Annotated in this window: 20 protein-coding genes and 2 pseudogenes; 20 read left to right on the top strand and 2 right to left on the bottom strand. The window is 34.4% G+C overall.

What is annotated here, in order from left to right; translation table 11 throughout:
• Nucleotides 1-3 precede the first annotated feature (3 nt).
• The 8 genes and pseudogenes from ADF68_RS04300 to ADF68_RS04265 all read left to right on the top strand — a co-directional run bounded on the left by ADF68_RS04300 (nucleotide 4) and on the right by ADF68_RS04265 (nucleotide 6,633).
• On the top strand, nucleotides 4-858 hold the full coding sequence (locus tag ADF68_RS04300) for a ParB/RepB/Spo0J family partition protein (protein WP_000743700.1): 855 nt from the start codon (nucleotides 4-6) through the stop codon (nucleotides 856-858).
• 45 nt (nucleotides 859-903) lie between these two features.
• Nucleotides 904-1,134: a YdbC family protein gene (locus ADF68_RS04295; RefSeq protein ID WP_001206986.1), complete on the top strand. Its 231-nt coding sequence runs from the start codon at nucleotides 904-906 to the stop codon at nucleotides 1,132-1,134.
• A gap of 71 nt (nucleotides 1,135-1,205) precedes the next feature.
• A complete protein-coding gene (locus ADF68_RS04290) occupies nucleotides 1,206-1,397 on the top strand; it encodes a hypothetical protein (protein WP_001820669.1) in 192 nt (63 codons plus the stop codon).
• A gap of 54 nt (nucleotides 1,398-1,451) precedes the next feature.
• Entirely contained in the window at nucleotides 1,452-3,308 is a 1,857-nt protein-coding gene (locus tag ADF68_RS04285) for a recombinase family protein (RefSeq protein WP_001820670.1), read from the top strand.
• A pseudogene (locus ADF68_RS04280) lies at nucleotides 3,301-4,260 on the top strand (helicase SNF2); the annotation flags it as partial. The gene ADF68_RS04285 and the pseudogene ADF68_RS04280, both read left to right, overlap by 8 nt.
• 74 nt (nucleotides 4,261-4,334) lie before the next feature.
• Nucleotides 4,335-4,619, top strand: coding sequence for a DUF5962 family protein (locus ADF68_RS04275; RefSeq protein ID WP_049548778.1), 285 nt, complete (start codon nucleotides 4,335-4,337; stop codon nucleotides 4,617-4,619).
• A gap of 13 nt (nucleotides 4,620-4,632) precedes the next feature.
• A complete protein-coding gene (locus ADF68_RS04270) occupies nucleotides 4,633-4,926 on the top strand; it encodes a DUF5966 family protein (protein ID WP_049548777.1) in 294 nt (97 codons plus the stop codon).
• 123 nt (nucleotides 4,927-5,049) lie between these two features.
• Nucleotides 5,050-6,633: an ATP-binding cassette domain-containing protein gene (locus ADF68_RS04265; RefSeq protein WP_049548776.1), complete on the top strand. Its 1,584-nt coding sequence runs from the start codon at nucleotides 5,050-5,052 to the stop codon at nucleotides 6,631-6,633.
• Between the two features lie 9 nt (nucleotides 6,634-6,642).
• On the opposite strand, the gene ADF68_RS04260 is transcribed toward ADF68_RS04265, so the two are convergent.
• A complete protein-coding gene (locus ADF68_RS04260; RefSeq protein ID WP_049548775.1) occupies nucleotides 6,643-7,506 on the bottom strand; it encodes a helix-turn-helix domain-containing protein in 864 nt (287 codons plus the stop codon).
• Nucleotides 7,507-8,668: 1,162 nt separating this feature from the next.
• Between ADF68_RS04260 and ADF68_RS04255 the strand changes: the two genes are divergently transcribed.
• From ADF68_RS04255 to ADF68_RS04195, 12 genes and pseudogenes are all read left to right on the top strand, one after another.
• Nucleotides 8,669-9,310 carry a hypothetical protein gene (locus tag ADF68_RS04255; protein WP_049525930.1) on the top strand — a complete coding sequence of 214 codons (642 nt, stop codon included), beginning with the start codon at nucleotides 8,669-8,671 and terminating at the stop codon, nucleotides 9,308-9,310.
• A gap of 9 nt (nucleotides 9,311-9,319) precedes the next feature.
• The gene (locus tag ADF68_RS04250; protein WP_049548774.1) at nucleotides 9,320-10,405 is read left to right on the top strand and encodes a DUF3991 domain-containing protein; all 1,086 of its coding nucleotides are present in this window, start codon (nucleotides 9,320-9,322) and stop codon (nucleotides 10,403-10,405) included.
• A gap of 50 nt (nucleotides 10,406-10,455) precedes the next feature.
• On the top strand, nucleotides 10,456-10,689 hold the full coding sequence (locus ADF68_RS04245) for a DUF5965 family protein (protein ID WP_049548773.1): 234 nt from the start codon (nucleotides 10,456-10,458) through the stop codon (nucleotides 10,687-10,689).
• Complete coding sequence (locus ADF68_RS04240) at nucleotides 10,686-11,069, top strand: DUF5945 family protein (RefSeq protein WP_002933294.1); 384 nt, start codon at nucleotides 10,686-10,688, stop codon at nucleotides 11,067-11,069. The genes ADF68_RS04245 and ADF68_RS04240 overlap by 4 nt, the downstream gene beginning before the upstream one ends.
• A gap of 37 nt (nucleotides 11,070-11,106) precedes the next feature.
• Entirely contained in the window at nucleotides 11,107-11,379 is a 273-nt protein-coding gene (locus ADF68_RS04235; RefSeq protein WP_049548772.1) for a hypothetical protein, read from the top strand.
• A 67-nt stretch (nucleotides 11,380-11,446) separates the two neighbouring features.
• Nucleotides 11,447-11,923, top strand: coding sequence for a type II toxin-antitoxin system antitoxin PezA (gene pezA, locus ADF68_RS04230; RefSeq protein WP_000579610.1), 477 nt, complete (start codon nucleotides 11,447-11,449; stop codon nucleotides 11,921-11,923).
• On the top strand, nucleotides 11,923-12,705 hold the full coding sequence (gene pezT, locus ADF68_RS04225) for a type II toxin-antitoxin system toxin PezT (protein ID WP_049548771.1): 783 nt from the start codon (nucleotides 11,923-11,925) through the stop codon (nucleotides 12,703-12,705). Before pezA ends, pezT begins: the two co-directional genes overlap by 1 nt.
• A complete protein-coding gene (locus tag ADF68_RS04220) occupies nucleotides 12,702-13,931 on the top strand; it encodes an SIR2 family protein (protein ID WP_049548770.1) in 1,230 nt (409 codons plus the stop codon). The genes pezT and ADF68_RS04220 overlap by 4 nt, the downstream gene beginning before the upstream one ends.
• Entirely contained in the window at nucleotides 13,921-15,540 is a 1,620-nt protein-coding gene (locus tag ADF68_RS04215; protein WP_049548769.1) for an ATP-binding protein, read from the top strand. The genes ADF68_RS04220 and ADF68_RS04215 overlap by 11 nt, the downstream gene beginning before the upstream one ends.
• A 379-nt stretch (nucleotides 15,541-15,919) precedes the next feature.
• Nucleotides 15,920-16,279, top strand: a complete 360-nt coding sequence (locus tag ADF68_RS04205; protein ID WP_049548768.1) for an SAG1252 family conjugative relaxosome accessory protein — start codon at nucleotides 15,920-15,922, stop codon at nucleotides 16,277-16,279.
• A 9-nt stretch (nucleotides 16,280-16,288) separates the two neighbouring features.
• A complete protein-coding gene (mobC, locus tag ADF68_RS04200; RefSeq protein ID WP_049548767.1) occupies nucleotides 16,289-16,654 on the top strand; it encodes a plasmid mobilization relaxosome protein MobC in 366 nt (121 codons plus the stop codon).
• Nucleotides 16,641-18,504 (top strand): annotated as a pseudogene (locus ADF68_RS04195) (SAG1250 family conjugative relaxase). Before mobC ends, ADF68_RS04195 begins: the two are co-directional and overlap by 14 nt.
• A 43-nt stretch (nucleotides 18,505-18,547) precedes the next feature.
• Here the strand turns inward: ADF68_RS04195 and ADF68_RS04190 are convergent.
• The coding region (locus ADF68_RS04190) for a MutR family transcriptional regulator (RefSeq protein ID WP_049548766.1) at nucleotides 18,548-19,245 on the bottom strand (698 nt) is incomplete at its 5' end.

Here is a 19,245-nt window from a genome sequence, read left to right as displayed (position 1 = left end):
TGAATGAAGAAACAGGATTTTAAGGTGTTAAAGACCAAAGACTTGTACCCGTTCCCCGACAATCCGTTTCATGTGGCAGAAGATGAAACACTGTCAGAGTTAGCGGAAAGCATCAAGGAATTTGGCATTGTCACGCCGATAATCACACGCCCGAAAGAGGACGGGGACGGTTATGAAGTGATTGCAGGACAGCGGCGTGTCCGTGCTTCTGAACTTGCAGGGATAAATACCGTGCCTGCGTTTGTCCTGCCCTTAGACCGTGACCGAGCCATCATCACCCTTGTAGACAGCAATTTGCAGCGTGAGAATATCCTGCCATCGGAGCGGGCGTTTGCTTACAAGATGAAATCCGAAGCCATGAAGCGGCAGGGTTTCCGCACAGACTTAACCTCGTCACAAGTTGTGACGAAGTTGCGGACGGACGACAAGGTGGCACAGGGCTTCGGCGTGGGCAGGATGACCGTGCAGCGTTTTATCCGCCTGACGGAACTGATACCGCCGATTTTGCAGATGGTGGACGAGGGGAAAATCGCCCTCACGCCTGCGGTGGAACTGTCCTTCTTGAAGAAAGACGAGCAGGAAAACCTCTTTGCCACGATGGAGAGCGAAGAAGCAACGCCCTCACTCTCACAGGCACAGCGGATGAAACAGTTAAGCCAGAGCGGGCGGCTTGACATGGATACGATATTTGCGATTATGACGGAGGAAAAGGGCAACCAGAAAGAAACCTTGAAAATCAACACAAGCAAGCTGAAAAAATACTTTCCGAAGAACACAACGCCGAAGCAGATGGAGGAAACCATCATCAAACTTTTGGAGCGTGAGTTGCAGAGGAAACGCAACCGTGACAGCCGCTAATCTTCTTTTTTCGGGAAGTAAATACAGAGAGTTGAGGTATGGAGAATGAGAGAAATCCAGTATGAAATCGTAAAGGAAATCGCAGTATTGTCTACGGGCGACAGTGGCTACACAAAGGAAATCAATCTCATTTCATGGAATGGGAAAGAGCCGAAGTATGACATCCGCAGCTTTTCCCCGAACCGTGAAAAGTGCGGCAAGGGAATCACGCTGAACGCTGATGAAGCGGCGGCACTCCTTAAAGCATTACAGAAAGAATTAAACAGCGAGGATTAATGGTATCTGATTGGCAGGGCGGGGACATTTCCAAACTCTTCCCTGCCCTGTCTGGAAAGGAAGATTTAAGTATGGGCGAGGATAAGAAAGCAGATAAAAAGAGAAAGCGTATCGTGCCAAAAGCACCAGTGCAGATGATAATCAGCCGTGAATATGTCGGCACACAGACCGTTACAGAAGCGTTTGTCCCGATTATCTCCGAGGATATTCGGAAGAAGATTGCCGAGGGCGACACCTTCGACAATGAGGGGCTGTCCGCTTAGAATGTACGCAATGGGACATGAAAACAGATAGGACAGATACGGAGGTTTTACAGTATGGCAGGAATCAAAGAAGAAAAGAAAATCTATTTAGTCGGCATTTATTGCCGCTTATCTAAAGACGATGGTACGGATAACGAGAGTGCGAGCATTGCGACACAGAAATCCATCCTCACGGATTATGTGAAAAAGCAGGGATGGCACATAGCAAAAACGTATGTGGACGATGGTTATTCTGGTACAAATTTCCAAAGACCAAGTTTCCAGAATATGATAAAAGACATTGAAAGCGGTCTGATAAACTGCGTGATTACGAAAGATTTATCCCGTCTGGGGAGAAACTATCTTGATTGTGGGTTATATCTGGAAGTTTTCTTCCCAGAGCATAACGTGAGGTATATAGCGGTCAATGACGGCGTAGATACCTTGAATAAATCTGCTATGGACATCACGCCTTTCCGCAACATTTTAAACGAAATGTATGCCGCTGACATATCTGTTAAGATAAAATCGGCATATCGGGCGAGGTTTCAACAGGGGAAATTCATGGGAACTACCGCCCCTTATGGCTATATCAAAGACCCTGCCGACCACAACCATCTGCTGATAGATGATAAAGTGGCACATGTTGTAAAAGAGATATTCGACCTTGCATTAAAAGGGAATGGAGTTGCCAAAATTTGCAGACATCTTAATAAACAGCATATCCTACGCCCTGCCGCTTATGCGGCGGAGCGTGGCGAAACAGGCTTTGAACGTCATTTTGAGGGGAACGAGGACAAACGCTATATTTGGAGTGGGAACAGCGTGAGGAGCATTTTAAGAAGCCCGATATATGCGGGAAATCTTGTAGGCTACAAACGGATTGCCGCCAATATGAAAAGCAAGAAACGCCCCTCTAAGCTGCCCGAAGAATGGGAAGTGATACCCAATACCCATGAGGGAATAGTCACGCAGGAGGAATTTGATATTGTCCAACAGCTTATTACAAGTCGTAGGCTTCCACAGAACAAGGGAGGATTTGTAAATATTTTTGCAGGCGTTATCAAGTGTGTGGACTGCGGATGTGCTCTGCGGGCAATGAACGTACACAGGAGGAAACGCCCAGAGATTATCGACTGTGTACAGTATTCATGTAATAATTATGCAAGAAACGGAAGAAGCGAGTGTAGTGCCCACAATATAGAAGCAAGGGATTTATTCAATGCCGTTCTTGCCGACATCAACTGTTTTGCGGATATGGCAGTGAATGATGAAAAGGCGGTCAGGGCCATAGAAAAGCGGCTCACGGAAACAGACCAGAGCAGGGCGAAAGCATTAGAGAAAGAACGTAAGAAGCTGAACAAACGCCTTGCGGAACTGGACAGGCTGTTTTCCTCTCTCTACGAGGATAAGGTCATGGAGCGTATTACCGAGCGGAATTTTGAGATGATGTCGGGGAAATACCAGAAAGAGCAGCTTGAAATTGAAGCAAGGCTGAAAGAGGTGACGGAAACTCTTAATGAAAGCTACGAGAAATCACGGGGAATCCGTGACTTCCTCGCCCTTATCCGAAATTATCAAGGCTTAAAAGAACTGGATGCAACAGTTATAAACGCACTCATAGACAAGATACTTGTTTCGGAGCGTGAGAAGATGGCAGACGGAACAGTGAAGCAGGAAATCAAGATTTACTATAAATTCATCGGCTTTGTCGATGAATTACATATCATACCTACAAAACGGTGGGCAGCAATGCCCGCTAAAAATTGTACGGTGTGCGGCGTTGAATATGTCCCGGGCTCTGGTGCATCAAGGTATTGTCCTGCTTGTGCCAAGAAGATACGGAGGGAGAAATCAAACGAGAGCAAACGCAGGAGCAGAGAACAGAAAAGGATAGCATGTATGAACTGTCCGCAAAAAATGACCGACTGACATTCAGCAACGCAATGGACGGATTATCCGACAGGGAGATGAAAACAAGGAAGTGGATATTTACCACTACATTACCAAAGGTTCGTTTGATAATTATCTATGGGCAACTCAGGAGAACAAACTCCGTTATATTAAGCAGATTATGACTTCTAAGGAGCCGATTCGTGCTGCAGAAGACATTGATGAGCAGACCATGACAGCTTCTGATTTTAAGGCACTAGCAACAGGTAATCCTTATCTCAAATATAAGATGGAACTAGAGAATGATCTAACTCTATTAGAAAATCAAAGACGCGCCTTTCAACGCAGCAAGGATCACTATCGTCACACAATCTCCTACTGTGAAGAAAATATGCCCATTCTTGAGAAACGATTAATCAAGTATGATGGAGATATTCAACAGTCTGAAATGTCGAAAGACCAGGCATTTTCTATGATGATAGGTAAGCAAGCTTTTGATCAACGAGCTGAAGCGGGGGAATCTCTACACCGTCTTATCCGTCATAATCAAGCTGACAGCAAAGAATTCCGTACCCTAGCTAGTTATCGAGGATTTGACATTAAAATGCTTAGTCTTCCAACAAATCAACCTCTTCCTGAAACTTTCTCTGTTAAGATTGTAGGAGAAAATCAGTATTCTGTCAGTTTAGACTTGTATTCTCCTTTGGGGACAATTCAAAGACTCCAACATACGATAGACCACATTAAAGATGACCAAGTGAAAACTCAGAACTTATTGGATGAATTAAAGGATAAATGGACTACTGCTAAGGTAGAAATTGAGAAAAATTTTCCAAAGGAAGAGGATTATCAAACTAAAAAGGGCGAATACGATGTACTCGCGCCATTGATTGAAACAGAAACGGATTTAGATATTATTGATCAGGCCTTACGACAATTCCACGAAAAAGGAAAAGAAAAGCAAGAACAACTTTCTTTTGAATTAGATTAAAAAATATATATAAATAGCGGACAAGAAAAGAAAAGCGCGGTAGAATAAAGATAGAAAGAAACGAGGTAACGATTATGATGGAAGATACCTATTATCAATTAGAAGAGGCTTTGGTACAGGGATTTCAAACACCTGAAGAATACCAATCCTACAAGGAGTTAAAGGAACATTATGAGGAAGTGACAGGCGATTACAGCTTTTCTATACGAGAACTTACTAGTCAATTGGAAATCGCTCTTCAGAATCATCGAGGTGTGGACTTTGAAGAACATGAAAAAGAGGAGTATTTGGACTTAGTTCAAAAATTAGAAGAGTTTGATTCCTCTCTTGCCACCCATTATCGTCAATTGATTGACTAGAAAGGAGAAAGTTATGAATGATTTACTCCTTATCCCAGTAATTTTTTTAGCAGTTGGAGGAATTCTTATTCTTTTATGGAGACTCTTTCTTATTGCCAGTGGACTTTTCCTGATTGGTTTTGTCAGTTTTCTTATTTTCGTGGAGGTTTATGGAATTTATTTGTTCTTTACTGAACCTACTTTATATTTTGATGATATCAGACAACATGGTTTAACTAGTTTTACGGCTGTGTACCTTTTCATCAATCTGATGTTGGTTCTAGGATTTAGTTGGCGCTTCATTAACTCCATTTATTTTAAAAAATAATTATTTTATAATTTTTTTATATTTAGTGTAAACTATTCAGTGCGTCCCAAATACGGGAGGTTTGTTTCTGATTTTCATATTTGGATTATAATATTCTCATCAGAGTTACTTAAGGAGTAAGATATGAACCAGATTATGAAACAATATAAATTACTATATTTCTTGATTATTTTATTAAGTCTGACAAGTGCTCTTTTAATGACATTCTTCTCTCTCCAATTAGGAAGAATACTTGATAGTATATCTAATTCAAATAGTGGATTACTCTTTCATATCACTATTTGTGTAAGTTTAATTTTACTGTGGTTCTTTATCTCTTGTTCTTATTCCTATCTTAAAAATCAATATGTAAAAAAAGTTATTATAGATCTAAAAAAGGGTCTCTTATTACATTATTTATCGCGTGAATTTAACCAAATTGACAACCGTAACCATTCAGATTTCTTAAATAATATCACCAAAAATAGTGACCTTATTCAAGAAAATTTATTGATTCCTAGAATCTCTCTAATTGCAAATTTAGGGACCCTTATCATGAGTGTGGTTGCCATTATCTATATAGAATGGCGATTAGCATTAGTCTTTCTTTTATTGTCGAGTATAACGATTTTTCTATCTCAAATTCCTGGAAAGTTAATGACTAAAGCAACTAATAATTATTCCCTACAAAATAGTCACTATTTGTCAAAAATGACAAACTTTATTAATGGTTTTGAACAAATTAAGTTATTAAATATTCAAAGCTGGACCCAAGAAAAAATTCAGGGAATCAGTTTAGAATTTGAAGAGTCCAGAAAGACATATCAATTCTTAAAAGACTTAGCTTCAACTACTGGAATTTTACTAAGTTTTGGCTCTCAACTATCCTGTATGGTCGCTGGTATCTTTTTTGTAAGAAATAACTTACTGACTATTGGACTACTAGTAGCAAGTATTCAATTATTAAACGGTGTTTTTGCTCCACTACAATCTATTCTTTACAATAAAAATTTAATCAGCAGTAGCAAGTCCATTATTGATAATATCCAAGAAAATCTATATGAGACAAATCATGGAACTTTCCATAAAACAAGTACAATTGATTGTGATAACATTTCGACTATTTCTATTAGCCAATTATATTATGAAATTGAAAATAGAATATTATTTGATCATTTTTCCTATGAATTTAAAAAAGGCAAGCGCTATGCGATTATCGGTGCTTCAGGAACTGGGAAAACAACTTTAGTAAAATTAATACTAAATTATTATCCAAAAAATCTTTATGATGGAGAAATAAAAATCAACGGAAAACAGAATATTGATATTCCCTCAGAGGAGTTATATAAAGATATTGCGTTTGTGCAAAAAAATGACTTTCTAATTGAAGGCAATATTCTAGAGAATATCAAATTGGCTAGAAACCTTCATTTAACTGAAAAATTAAGAAAATCCTTAGGTTTTAATGAAGACTTCCTTCGTAAAAACCTAGCTCAATCAAACAAAATCATTTCAGAAGGAGAAAAGCAACGAATTGATTTAGCTAGGTTTTTAGTCAAAACATATTCAGTTTATATATTTGACGAACCTACAAGTAACCTTGATCCAATAAAAGCAAAAGAAATAATGGACTACATTCTATCCATTAAAGATGCAATTGTTATTGTCATTACTCATGATCAAAATCCAGAAATATTGGAAGAGTTTGATCACGTTATTACCTTATAGATAAATGGCCTAGTCTACTAAATGAATGATGTGTTTCTCAAAGTATTGTTTGTAATTTTTGTAGATTGTTTTATTGAATAATTCAAAAATTTTTAAAGCATCTTCTATTTTTAAAATTGATTTTTGATTACGATGAAATTTAAGTTCAAAAAATCCTTCTAAATACAAAAGAATAGTTTGTTCAAAAAAATCTGTGGAATTAGATAATATATTCTTAGTAGCTTGTTTTAAAAATAAAGCTTCCTCATATAAGCTGTTTTCAATCATAATAAGAAGTGAATTAAGAAGTAATTGAACGAGAGCTTGTTTATTTCTAGGTATAGAACTATACAACTTTCCTTTTTTAAGCGCCTCTTTGGCATATCTAAATAATAAATTTGGTAATATTGCTCGACAACAATTTCCAAGAATAAGAATTTCGTAATATCCCCAGTTTTCAACAGAAAATAAATAATTAGTAAGATAAGAGGTGTCTTGATTACTCAATTGATGAGTATTATCAATTCCATAGATAATACTTTCAATGAAAATAGCGTTTAACTTATGATAATGAGATTTGGTTTCTCTAAACAGTTCCATCTCTTTGCTTACCATATTAAGTAATGATTTGATTTCTTGATTGTATGCAGCCTGTTGAACTAAGCGTATCAAGGTATTGAAGTCTGAAGGCTGATAATTATTACATGAAAGCAAAAACTCTTCTAGTGTTACACCTATTTTTTCAAGTAGATATAATAATTTAAAAAATGAGATTTCTGTCTCTCCTAATTCAAATCTAGATATTTGAGACTTTGAAATTTCTGCACCTGCTAATGAAGAAATAGAAATACCTTTTCCTTCTCGTATTTTTCTATAAGTTTCACCTATAATCATATTTATCTCCATTTACCATAAAAAATCATTAGAAAGCGTGACAGATTATGAAAAAATACTATCAAATCTTTTTATTATTATTTGATATTATCATTATTATTGGATTATATCAATAAAATTAATGAGTGTGTGAAAATTCAATACTAGGAGAAAATGAAATAAATATTTCCACAATAAAACGTATGATATCAAGTTTTTTGGAAAGCCTCTGTTCGTAAATTATTTTAACTCATAGTTGATGATTCCACAAATTGAAAAGTTTTAAACTTAGCATTTAAACGCTCAATTTTAATACGTATTACAACTATCTCTATTAAACTTCTTATCCTCTACAGTCGATACATGCTTTTTAGAACTTTTTAAAGGAAAAAAGATATCTCATGAATATTCATAGTATCTAAATAACAAAAACAAGTAATTGCTCTGACAAACTTGACCTATACTTTCTTTAAAAAGAGTAAAATAATGTGTATGACCATCTCAAAAAACTAATTGACAGGCACGAAGTGTCGTTAAATAGATTATGATTGTGTCTTTATGGTGTATATCTTTTTCCAGGATAATTCTTACTTTGGTTTCTTTTAGGACATTGAAATAGGACTTTCTGTGACATCAATAGCTATAGTGACACTTGTTGATTTTAAGTTTTCTAAGTCAAATAGACTTGAGGAATGAAGAGTATATTCTACGAATGTTAATGTTCAGTGACTATCACTAGTCCAAGACCAAAATCAAAAAACTAGAAGATGTTGAGTTGATTAATAGCATAAATAATGCAAGTTCAGAATTAACTGTTTTTCTAGACTTAAAGTTTTTGTGCCTCCTCCTTTACAGTGTTTGGATTTATAAGTTGTATCTAGACAGGATATCTTTGTTGGGAAGGTATCCTTTTTGACACTAATAAATAAATTAAAGTTCTCAGGAGTTAGTTGCATGGTTTTTCGTAAATAGTTTTCTTAACTATAGTATAGCATAGTACAGTATGGCACTTTATTTTTTCCAATAAGTCTATTATACCCCAAGGACAGCTGGTTTTAATTTTTTCTCTGTACTGTACGATTTTGCGCCAGAAATGTAGGAATTACCTTTCGTTGTGATGTGATAAAACTTACAAATCTTTTTTGTTATTCTTGACCTAGTTTTTATAGAAAGAAGGTCTAAGATGTTAAATAAAGTCAAAACTAAAGCCTTAATTAGTGTTGGAGCAGTAGCCGCAACTAGCTTTATTCTCATGATGGGATATACTGCTGGTCAACATTCTACTGCTAAACAAAGTCGCAAAGAGATTGAATTGGCTGCAGCTAAACTTGTGGAAGATAAACAAGCAGAAGATAAAGCCAGTATTTTGTCATCGGATACTGTAAAAGAATTTTTGACACAGTACTATACGAAAGAAAAGCTCGGAGAAAATAATACACGCATTCAACCTTATATGACTGAATCAGCTTATTCTCAAGAATTGACAAGTCAAAACGATGCCATGAACCAAGTGTATAAGGACTATATTTTGGATTATCATTTTGAAAAAGCTGATATCTTTGTCAATCAGACTACGAATCAAGCCATTGCCATGGTCTCTTATAATGTAACCTATGTATCTGATTTAAAGAATGCCAACCAATCAAAGACTAATCAGACAGAAACAAGAACAGTTAAGTTATCCTATTCTAAACTACCTGGTAAGTTATTGGTCAACCAAGTACAGGTTTGGAAATCTGGGTTGGATGATTTAGATAAGGAAACTCCTAAAACTTTAGAAGAATCATCATCAATACCATCACTGCCAAATACTACGACAAAATGATGATATTGCATGGAAATAGAAGAATGTAAGCAAATTTCAATTCTTGATGTAGCAAGTCGTTTAGGTATCTCCTTTAAACAAGTTTCGACCAGTGTCTATGAGCATTCTGAACACGATTCATTTCGGATTTTTTCAACTACCAATACTTTTAAATGGTTTTCAAGAGATATTCAAGGTGATGTCATTGATTTTGTTCGACTTGTTAAGGGAATTTCCTTTAAAGAAGCTCTAGCCTTTCTTTCTGAAGAACCTTTTCAAAAAGAAGCTGTTCAAGAAAAAAGAGAGAGACCATTTTATTATCCTTTAAAGAGAGTAGAAGATTCTAACTGCAGTCTGGCTAGATATTATTTAACAGAATGTAGAGGAATCTCAGAAGAAATCATACAAAAGATGATTCAACAAGGTTTGATAGCCCAAGCTAGTTGGAAAACAAATGAAACAGTTGAACCTGTTATCGTTTTTAAAAGCTATGATCATCGTCACAAGCTGCAGGCAGCAAGCTTACAAGGGATTTATAAGAATCACTCTCTTCCTAGAGAGAGGCTGAAAACGATTCTAAAAGGAAGCCATGGACATATTGGAATATCTTTTGATATTGGTAAACCAAATAGACTGGTTTTTTGTGAATCGTTCGTCGACTTGATAAGCTATTACGAACTTCATCAACAAAGTCTAACTGATGTTCGTTTGGTATCTATGGAAGGATTAAAAAGGTCTGTTGTTGCTTATCAAACTTTACGACTAATAGCTGAAGAAAATCAGAAGTTGGAATTTTTAGATACAGTAACACCTTCAAAGTTATTGCATTTGATCAATACAATTCGTGATACCACCACCTATTTCGATAATCATCCTGATTTATTGACACTTGCGGTAGATTGTGATGATGCAGGAAAAGATTTTTCTGATAAGTTATCTCAATCAGGATTTCCTGTTTTACTGGATTTACCTAATAATGAATCTGGGAAAGAAAAAATAGACTGGAACGATATTCTTAGAGAAAAGAAATCAGATTTACAATTGATGATCGAGAATGTAAAAGAGACATTGAGGAATCAACCAGTAAGACAAACCTCTCAATGTTTAGAATTGTGATAACAAAATCAAGATGTTTTAGCTAATATTAGAATGAAGGAGGATCGTATATGACCATAATCGAACGCTTAGAAGAAAAGGTCACTAGGCAAGAAAGCAAGGTAGCAAGAGAGACAGAAAAGCTCGCTTCTTACAAAGAGCAACTGGAGACAGCGATGTTTGCGACGTTCAAAAGGCGTCAAAGCATTAGTCACATGAGTTTTGAAGAAGCTCTTGACCATGCCTTCGGTAGAGAAAGACAATTCGATGATTCTGAATTTAGAAAGGATGAAATGAGTGAATGACAAAAGATTGGAATTTTAATCAACCATTAGAGAGTAAATCAGAAAATCAAGAAGATCCAGATAAAATTGCGGCCTTATTTGGAAATCATCAAGGAGGTAATGATGTAAATTATGAAGCAGCTTTTCAAAAGCGTAAACAAGCACCTGTGACGGAATCAAATTCTAGTTCTAAACCCAAAGTTACAGAGGTTAGAACAGGAAAAGAGACAGATATCACTACAAGTTATCAGCAACATCTTAAAAGACTTATTGCAGATAACAATAGCGATATTCAAAGTAGTCAAAAGAAAATTGAAGAGCTACATACGTTGATCGACACAAAGAATAAAGACAATAAGAAATTGCAGTCAATTTATGATGCGATTTCCGAATTACACTAAGCAGTCCTGATAGGCTGCTTTTTTTGAGAGGTTATAGATGTTTACAAAACTTTTTAAGAAAAACCAAGACAATAGTGATGTATTTAAGAAGCTAATTCATAGACTATCTGATATGTCTGTCCAAGATCTTGAAAAAATAGACCGACTGTTAGATATCATTTTCACTCCAGATCAAGGATCAGAACAACTAAAAACAGAAGCAACTTACAGAGAAGAAACTTTGGACGACACATTAAAGGAAGCTAAGAATCAACTTCATAAGGAACAATTGGAGAAGAATTTAGAGAGATTTAAGAAAAATAGTCAATAACGCACCAAAATTGGTGCGTTATACTTTTTTATGCTATAATTGAATTATAAAAATAAAGGAGTTTGCCATGATTGGAAAGAACATAAAATCCTTACGTAAAACACACGACTTAACACAACCCGAATTTGCCCAAATTATAGGAATTTCTCGAAATAGCTTGAGTCGTTATGAAAATGGAACTAGTTCAGTCTCTACGGAGCTAATAGACATCATTTGTCAAAAGTTTAATGTATCTTATGTCGATATTGTAGGAGAAGACAAAATGCTTAATCCTGTTGAAGATTATGAACTGACTTTAAAAATTGAAATAGTGAAAGAAAGAGGTGCTAATCTATTATCTCGACTTTATCGTTATCAAGATAGTCAGGGAATTAGCATTGATGATGAATCTAATCCTTGGATTTTAATGAGTGATGATCTATCTGACTTGATTCATACGAATATCTATTTAGTTGAAACTTTTGATGAAATAGAGAGATATAGCGGCTATTTGGATGGAATTGAGCGCATGTTAGAGATATCTGAAAAACGGATGGTAGCCTAATGGATATCCAAGATTATACTGATAGTGCATTTAAACATGCATTAGAGCGAAACCTTCGCTCACTTACAAGAGGAAAAAAGTCCAGTAAACAACCTATAGCGATTTTGCTTGGAGGGCAAAGTGGTGCTGGTAAGACTACAATTCATCGTATTAAACAGAAAGAATTTCAAGGAAATATTGTTATCATAGATGGCGATAGTTTTCGTTCCCAGCATCCACACTATTTAGGACTGCAGCAAGAATATGGCAAAGATAGTGTAGAATACACCAAAGATTTTGCAGGGAAAATGGTAGAGCATATAGTTGATGAACTCAGCACACAAGGCTATCATTTGTTGATTGAAGGGACTTTGCGAACCACTCAAGTCCCACGGCAGACTGCTCAATTACTACGAAAAAAAGGCTACCATATTTCTTTGGCTGTGATTGGCACCAAACCAGAACTTTCCTATCTCAGTACCTTGATTCGTTATGAGGAACTTTACACAATAAATCCTAATCAGGCCAGAGCAACCCCTAAAGAACATCATGATGGTATTGTAGAGCATTTGGTTGATAACCTAAGAGAGTTAGAAAACGATAAACTCTTTGACCGCATTCAAATTTACCAAAGAGATAGGAATTGTATTTACGATTCTGAAACGGATGAGATTTCCGCAGCAACAGTTCTTCAAGAATGTCTCTTCGGAAAATGGAGTAATGTAGAGGAAGAGATGATGCAAATAGAGAAAGATAGATTAAAAAGGCTATATAAAGTTAAGGAGAATGGAAATAGTTTATGAAAGAATATTTTTATAAGTCTGCAAATGTTACCTACTATATGGAAAGTAATGAGTTCTTTAAAAACAGTGAACAGCTGACTTTGATTGAAGAGGATAAAACTTTTGATATAACTGATTTTAAAAAGTTAATTCAACAAGATTTGAATACTATTCTTCATACAAAGTTTGACAATATAGTACTGTTAGCTGGTGCTGGAGCTTCAGTTGTAGTTGAAAACGATGTAATAAATAACGCATTTGGAAAGACTGTAGCAATGATTGCTCAAGATGTTTTTGAACAACTGAATAAACGGAGTGACATATATTCGCTGGTCCAATTATCAAAAATTATTGATTTTGGTAATATCACTAAAAAAATTACTGATGATAATGATGTTGAAATAGAGATTTTAAGTGAAGATTTTAATTTAGAGGACTTTTTATCCAGCTTACAACACTATGCTCCATATGTAAAAAGAGGAAAGGTAAAATATGAAAAGTCGCTCAATACTATTCTTAAAATTATAAAGAAAAATACTGACTATAGCTATGATAGGAATAAGTTAAAACATGGTGCTATTTTAAACATATTGATTAAAAAAATTAAGTCTCCCAATAAGCTTTCAGTAGTTACAACAAATTATGATACTTTATTTGAGGAGGCAGGGGCAAAATTGAATTATATAATATTTGATGGTTTTAATTTTGTTGAAGATCCAAAATTTGAGAGTGACATTTTTGATTGGAATCTTATTAGAGAAGTGCCAATAATGAAAACGAGCGAGTTAGAGTACAGGGACAAAGTGTTTAATCTAATTAAGATTCACGGTTCTCTGACTTGGGAAAGAGGTGAAGATGGAAATATTTATAGGAAAAAGAAAAATGCAATTAATAATATCAATAATACGGTGATGATTTTTCCAAGTTCTGATAAATATGCTCAGAGCTATCAGGAACCATATTTTGAACTGTTTACTAAATTCCAGGAATTATTAAAAAAGCAAAATACACTACTGATTACGACGGGATTTAGCTTTTCGGACAATCATATTTCTAAAATGATTACACAAGCGATCAAAAATAACTCTGGTTTAACGGTAGTAGTTTCTGACTTTAATATCGATCAACAAAACGATAATTGGAAAGAAATAACGCATCTAATGGAAGTACATAATCCAATTGTCTTTTTAAAGGCTACATTAAATGATGGATTAACAGATTATTTAGGTGATAAATATGCGGATTGAAGATTTTTATGATGAGTTAGATAAGAGTAATTTTTATTTAGGCATGGTGTCGCAAGTATACCGTAGTAATATAGTTATTCAAGTTGAAAATCTTACATTATTAGCTTTTAAAAAGCTAAAAAATATAGCTATAATTCCTAATACAATAAATTATTTTGTAGCTATAGATTCAAATGATGGAATTTACTTTGGAGAATTATTTCAGTCAAAGATACAAAATGGAGTGAATTCTCATGAAATGGTAGCAAAGGGATTTCAAGAAAATGTTTATCCAGAATTAAATATTGATATTTTAGGTTTTATACCAATCGGTGATAAATTTTTCAAGTTACCTGGGACTCATACTGTAGGATTAACTGATAAAGTCTACATAGCAGATAGAAATATAATTGAACATTTCGTATCCTCGATAGAAGTTAAACCAAACTCGGAGAAAAAATTATCATCCTTTTCAAATCTATCGTTAAATTCTCAAAATTACCCTATTTCTTTTCAGCCTAGAACTTTATTTGACAGACATTTATTAACCATTGGCACAACTAATAGTGGAAAATCAACATCTGCATTGTCGATATTAGATAAATTAATAAGTAATAATATACGTACTTTGATTATTGATCCTACCGGTGAATATAGCTTATCTTTTTCAGAAGATGAAGTTGATAAATACGTTTTAGGAGAAAAAGCGTTTGTTCCTGTATCCGAATTGTCAATGCAGCAATGGTCAATATTATTTGAAACCAATGATGGTACTCAACCTGCTGTTTTAGCAGAAGCAATTAGAGGTTTAAGATATCAATTGAAGCAGGGATTAACAGGACCATATGTAAAAATTGGTAAGTCAGTAAACGTTGTAGAAAGAGAATTAAATCAGCTAACATCTAATGATAAAGATTTCGATTTATCACTTTTAAGTGAGCAGATAGCTAATGAAACAACTCAACAAACAAATTCTGGTGTGTATAAGGCAGATGCATTTAATTTTGGTATAAATCAATATCTGATACAAAAGGTAAATTATAAATTAGCTAATACAAATTTTAAAACATTCTTTAGTTCTCAAAAAGAGAACTTATTAGATATTATTAAAAATTTTGCAACCATATCAAAAAAATCTCTTTATATAGATGCATCAAGGATTGGTACTACAGATGGTATTGGTGGAATGATAATTGATTTGGTAACAAATTTTTTATTAAACATCCCCAAAAATGAGATCAATTCATTCGTAATTTTTATTGATGAGGTACACCGATATACAAAATCTAATAACATAGGAGAGACATCATTTTATACGGGGTTAACAGGAATTGCAAGAGAAGGTCGTAAAAAAGGTATATTTCTTTTTTTAACGACACAGAATCCTAATGATGTTGATAAAATTCTATTAGGTCAAATTGGTACGTTACTTATTCACCGTTTAACAGCTATTGATGAGATTAGAGCAATTAGTAATCATTTATCTGAGCAGCAGATTGCACAAGTCAGGAAATTGAATACTGGTGAAGCAGTATTAACTAGTATAAATTTACTCAAAGATTTATATCTTGAGATTGAAAAATGTGATAGAGTACATATGAATGATACTCCAAGTCTATGGCAAGATTGAAAATCTAGTTGGAGAGTTATATTTTTTGATTTTGTTACATCTTTATTTCTGAGAGCTCAGGCTCTCTTTTTTTTCCCCCTCATTTTTCATGTTGTGATACCTTTTCCAAATCTTCCCTGTTATCCTAATATCATTCATAGAAAATCAATTTTTGATTTTCTATGGGGGTTTGGGGGCGAAGCCACCAAGTTATCTTATCGTTGGCTTTCAAAACTGGAAGGTTTTGGTTGGTTGGCGATATGATTTTTGGGATATTGTGGACACAATATCTGAGCTCGCAAAGACCGAACAAGGAGAGACTGAGGTCTTTAGGAATCGTACTGACAATGTGAGGCAGCCTTACATTGTCAGACAAGTATAATGTTGAAAGGATGGTAAGATGGGACAAGAAATTAAGTTAATCCGTAAGCAATTTAGAATCACGAGACAAGAAGAAAAACAGATAAAAGAAATGATGAGGGAACAAAAAGTGGATAGTTTCTCAGAATTTCTTCGTCAAAATTTATTGAAAAAGAATTATCACGATAGAATTTTTGAAAGTTGGTTCTCCCTTTGGCAGTCTCAAAAGTTTGAACAGATTAGTCGAGATGTGTATGAAGTTCTGGTTGTCGCAAGAGAAAATCATCAAGTGACTCAAGAGCACGTCTCAATCTTATTGACTTGCGTTCAAGAATTGATTGCAGAAGTGAATCAAGTGCAGCCTCTCAGTCGTGAGTTCCGTGAAAAATATATTGGTTAGGAGGATGTAATGGTTTATCGCTATCGTACCAATCTCAAAAAAGTATTTCTAACTGATCCAGAATTACACCAATTGAATGAACGGATTGCTAAGAGCAATTGTCAAAATTTCTCAGTCTATGCCAGAAAAGTTTTGCTTAATCCCAATATGGCTTTTGTCACAATTAACACGGATACCTATGACCAGTTAGTTTTTGAATTGAGACGGATTGGAAATAATATTAATCAAATTGCGCGCGCTATCAATCAGAGCCATCTGATTTCTCAGGAACAATTACAAGAATTGAGTAAGGGAATTAGTGAGTTAATTACTGGAGTAGAGAAAGATTTTCAAGTTGAAGTTAATAGACTGAGGGAATTTTATGGTAGTCACTAAACACTTTGCGACACATGGTAAAAAATACCGTAGACGTTTGATTAAATATATCCTCAATCCAGAAAAAACGGATAATCTAAAATTAGTATCTGATTTTTGCATGAGTAATTACTTAGACTTTCCTAGCTATGAAGAAATGGTAGAGATGTACAATGTCAACTTCACCAATAATGACAAGTTGTACGAATCTAGAAACGACCGACAAGAAAAACACCAACAAACTATTCATGCTCATCACCTCATTCAATCATTTTCTCCTGAAGATAATCTGACACCTGAAGAAATTAACCGCATTGGTTATGAGACCATGATGGAATTGACAGGAGGTCGTTTTAAGTTTATCGTAGCAACTCATACAGACAAAGATCATGTTCATAATCACATCATAATCAACGCTATTGACCGCAATTCAGATAAAAAATTGATATGGAACTATGCCTTAGAACGAAATCTCCGTATGATTTCAGACCGTATTTCTAAAGTGGCTGGGGCGAAAATTATTGAGAAGAGTTTTTCTTACCGTGACTATCAAAAATATAGACAGTCTAGTCATAAATTTGAATTAAAGCAACGTCTTTATTTTTTGATGCAGCAATCTAAATCGTTTGATGATTTTTTAGAGAAAGCAAAGCAGTTGCATGTTCAGATTGATTTTAGTCAAAAGCATAGCCGTTTTTTGATGACAGATAGAACGATGATAAAACCAATTCGAGGACGCCAACTCAGCAAACGAGATCTATATGATGAAGAATTTTTTAGAATGCATTTTGCTAAGCAAGAGATTGAAAGTCGTTTAGAATTTTTGTTGAACCGTGTCAATTTTTTAGAAGATTTAATAACAAAAGCAAAAGAATTGAATCTAACCATTGACTTAAAACAAAAAAATGTAACTTTTATCCTGGAAGAAGATAATCAAAAGATAAGTTTAGGTCATCAAAAAATAAGTGATAAGAAATTATATGATGTCAAATTTTTTCAAGATTATTTTAAAAATAAGGAAGTCGGTGCTTCAGAAGGATTAGAGAATTTACAGGCACAGTACCATGCTTTCCAAGAAGAACGAGATAAGGATAAAGTATCCACTGAAGAGATTGAGGAAGCCTTTGAGACATTTAAAGAAAAACGAGATACCGTTCGTGAATTTGAAGTGGAACTTGCAGAGAACCAAATAGCGAAGCTAGTTGATGAGGGCATTTATATCAAAGTGTCTTTTGGTATTAAGCAGAGTGGTCTCATTTTCATTCCCAATTATCAATTAGATATTCTGGAAGAAGAGAATCAAACAAAATATAAAATCTTTATACGTGAGACAACCTCATACTTTGTCTATAACAAAGAACATTCGGATAAGAATCAGTATGTCAAAGGACGAACATTGATAAGACAGCTAACCAATGATAGTCGAGTAATACCATACAGAAGACCTACAGTTAAGAGTCTACAGGAAAAGATTACTGAGATTAACCTCTTCATTGAATTAACTGAAGCAGATAAGAAATACCAAGACATTAAAGATGAGTTAGTAAAAGAAATAGCAGAGATAGATATAAAACTAAATCAAATTAATGAAAAAATCGCCAACTTAAATAAGATGGCGGAAGTGCTTATTAATTTGAAGAGTGAAGATGTGAGCAGTCGAAAGCTTGCAAGATATGACTTTTTAAAATTAAATTTGCCAGAATCAATTACAGTCGAACAAGTAACCGAAGAAATAAGAGTGTTTCAAGAGGAGCTAGGTCATTATCTTTATGAGTATGAGGGGATTGGTAAAAAAGCTAGAAATGTTTGTAAAAGTACTGAATGATAAGGATTTTGATAAAAAATTTAGTATAGAAATACTATTGGAATAACAAGAACTAATCCTATGGTGGTTAAAGATTAACTATCTTTATGTTATTGATTAATATATTTGTCATAGTGCTCTTGGTACTGTGCTTTTATATTATGTTCTCCTAGAATTTCAAATACCTGAAGTGCTTGTTTCATCTTTTCGATTCCGTTCGCAGGATTGCACTTAAATTCAAAGTATCCACATGTATATAAGAAGACGGTTTGTTCATAATAGTTTAATTCATTATTTAGTAATTTTTTTATTTCTTTGATTAGAAAACTACAATTTTGAAATTCTTCTTTATCAATACTAACAATTAGGCAATTGATTGCCAATTGTGTAACAAGCCGTTTATTTGTCTTATTTAATGTTGAATAGATATAATTTTTTAACATTTCTATAGTTAATAGGAAGTAGGAGTTATATTTAATTGTTCTTACACAGTTACCTAATAGGATAATTTCATAGTAACCCCAGTTTTCAACTTTAAAAAGATAATCTGTTAGCTGTAATAACTCCTCGTCCGAGGGGAGAAAATTTTTATTTGTTGTATAGAGAATCGATTTTACCATTGTCTTTTCATAAGGACCCAAGTTATAACTTGAAGAGTTTGATAGTAATTCAATAATACTATCAAAATTTTTTGTGGAATAGTGTTTTCGAATATATTGCACCAAGTTAGCGAATGATCCAGTTTTAGTAGAATTATTGTCATGAAGAATAATAAATTCATCCAAAGTTATATGTAATTTATCTAAAA

The sequence above is a fragment of the Streptococcus pseudopneumoniae genome, assembly GCF_001068775.1.
Taxonomy (GTDB): domain Bacteria; phylum Bacillota; class Bacilli; order Lactobacillales; family Streptococcaceae; genus Streptococcus; species Streptococcus pseudopneumoniae_N.
The sequence above is the reverse complement of the archived record's forward strand: the minus strand, read 5'-3'. Positions and strand labels throughout refer to the sequence as shown.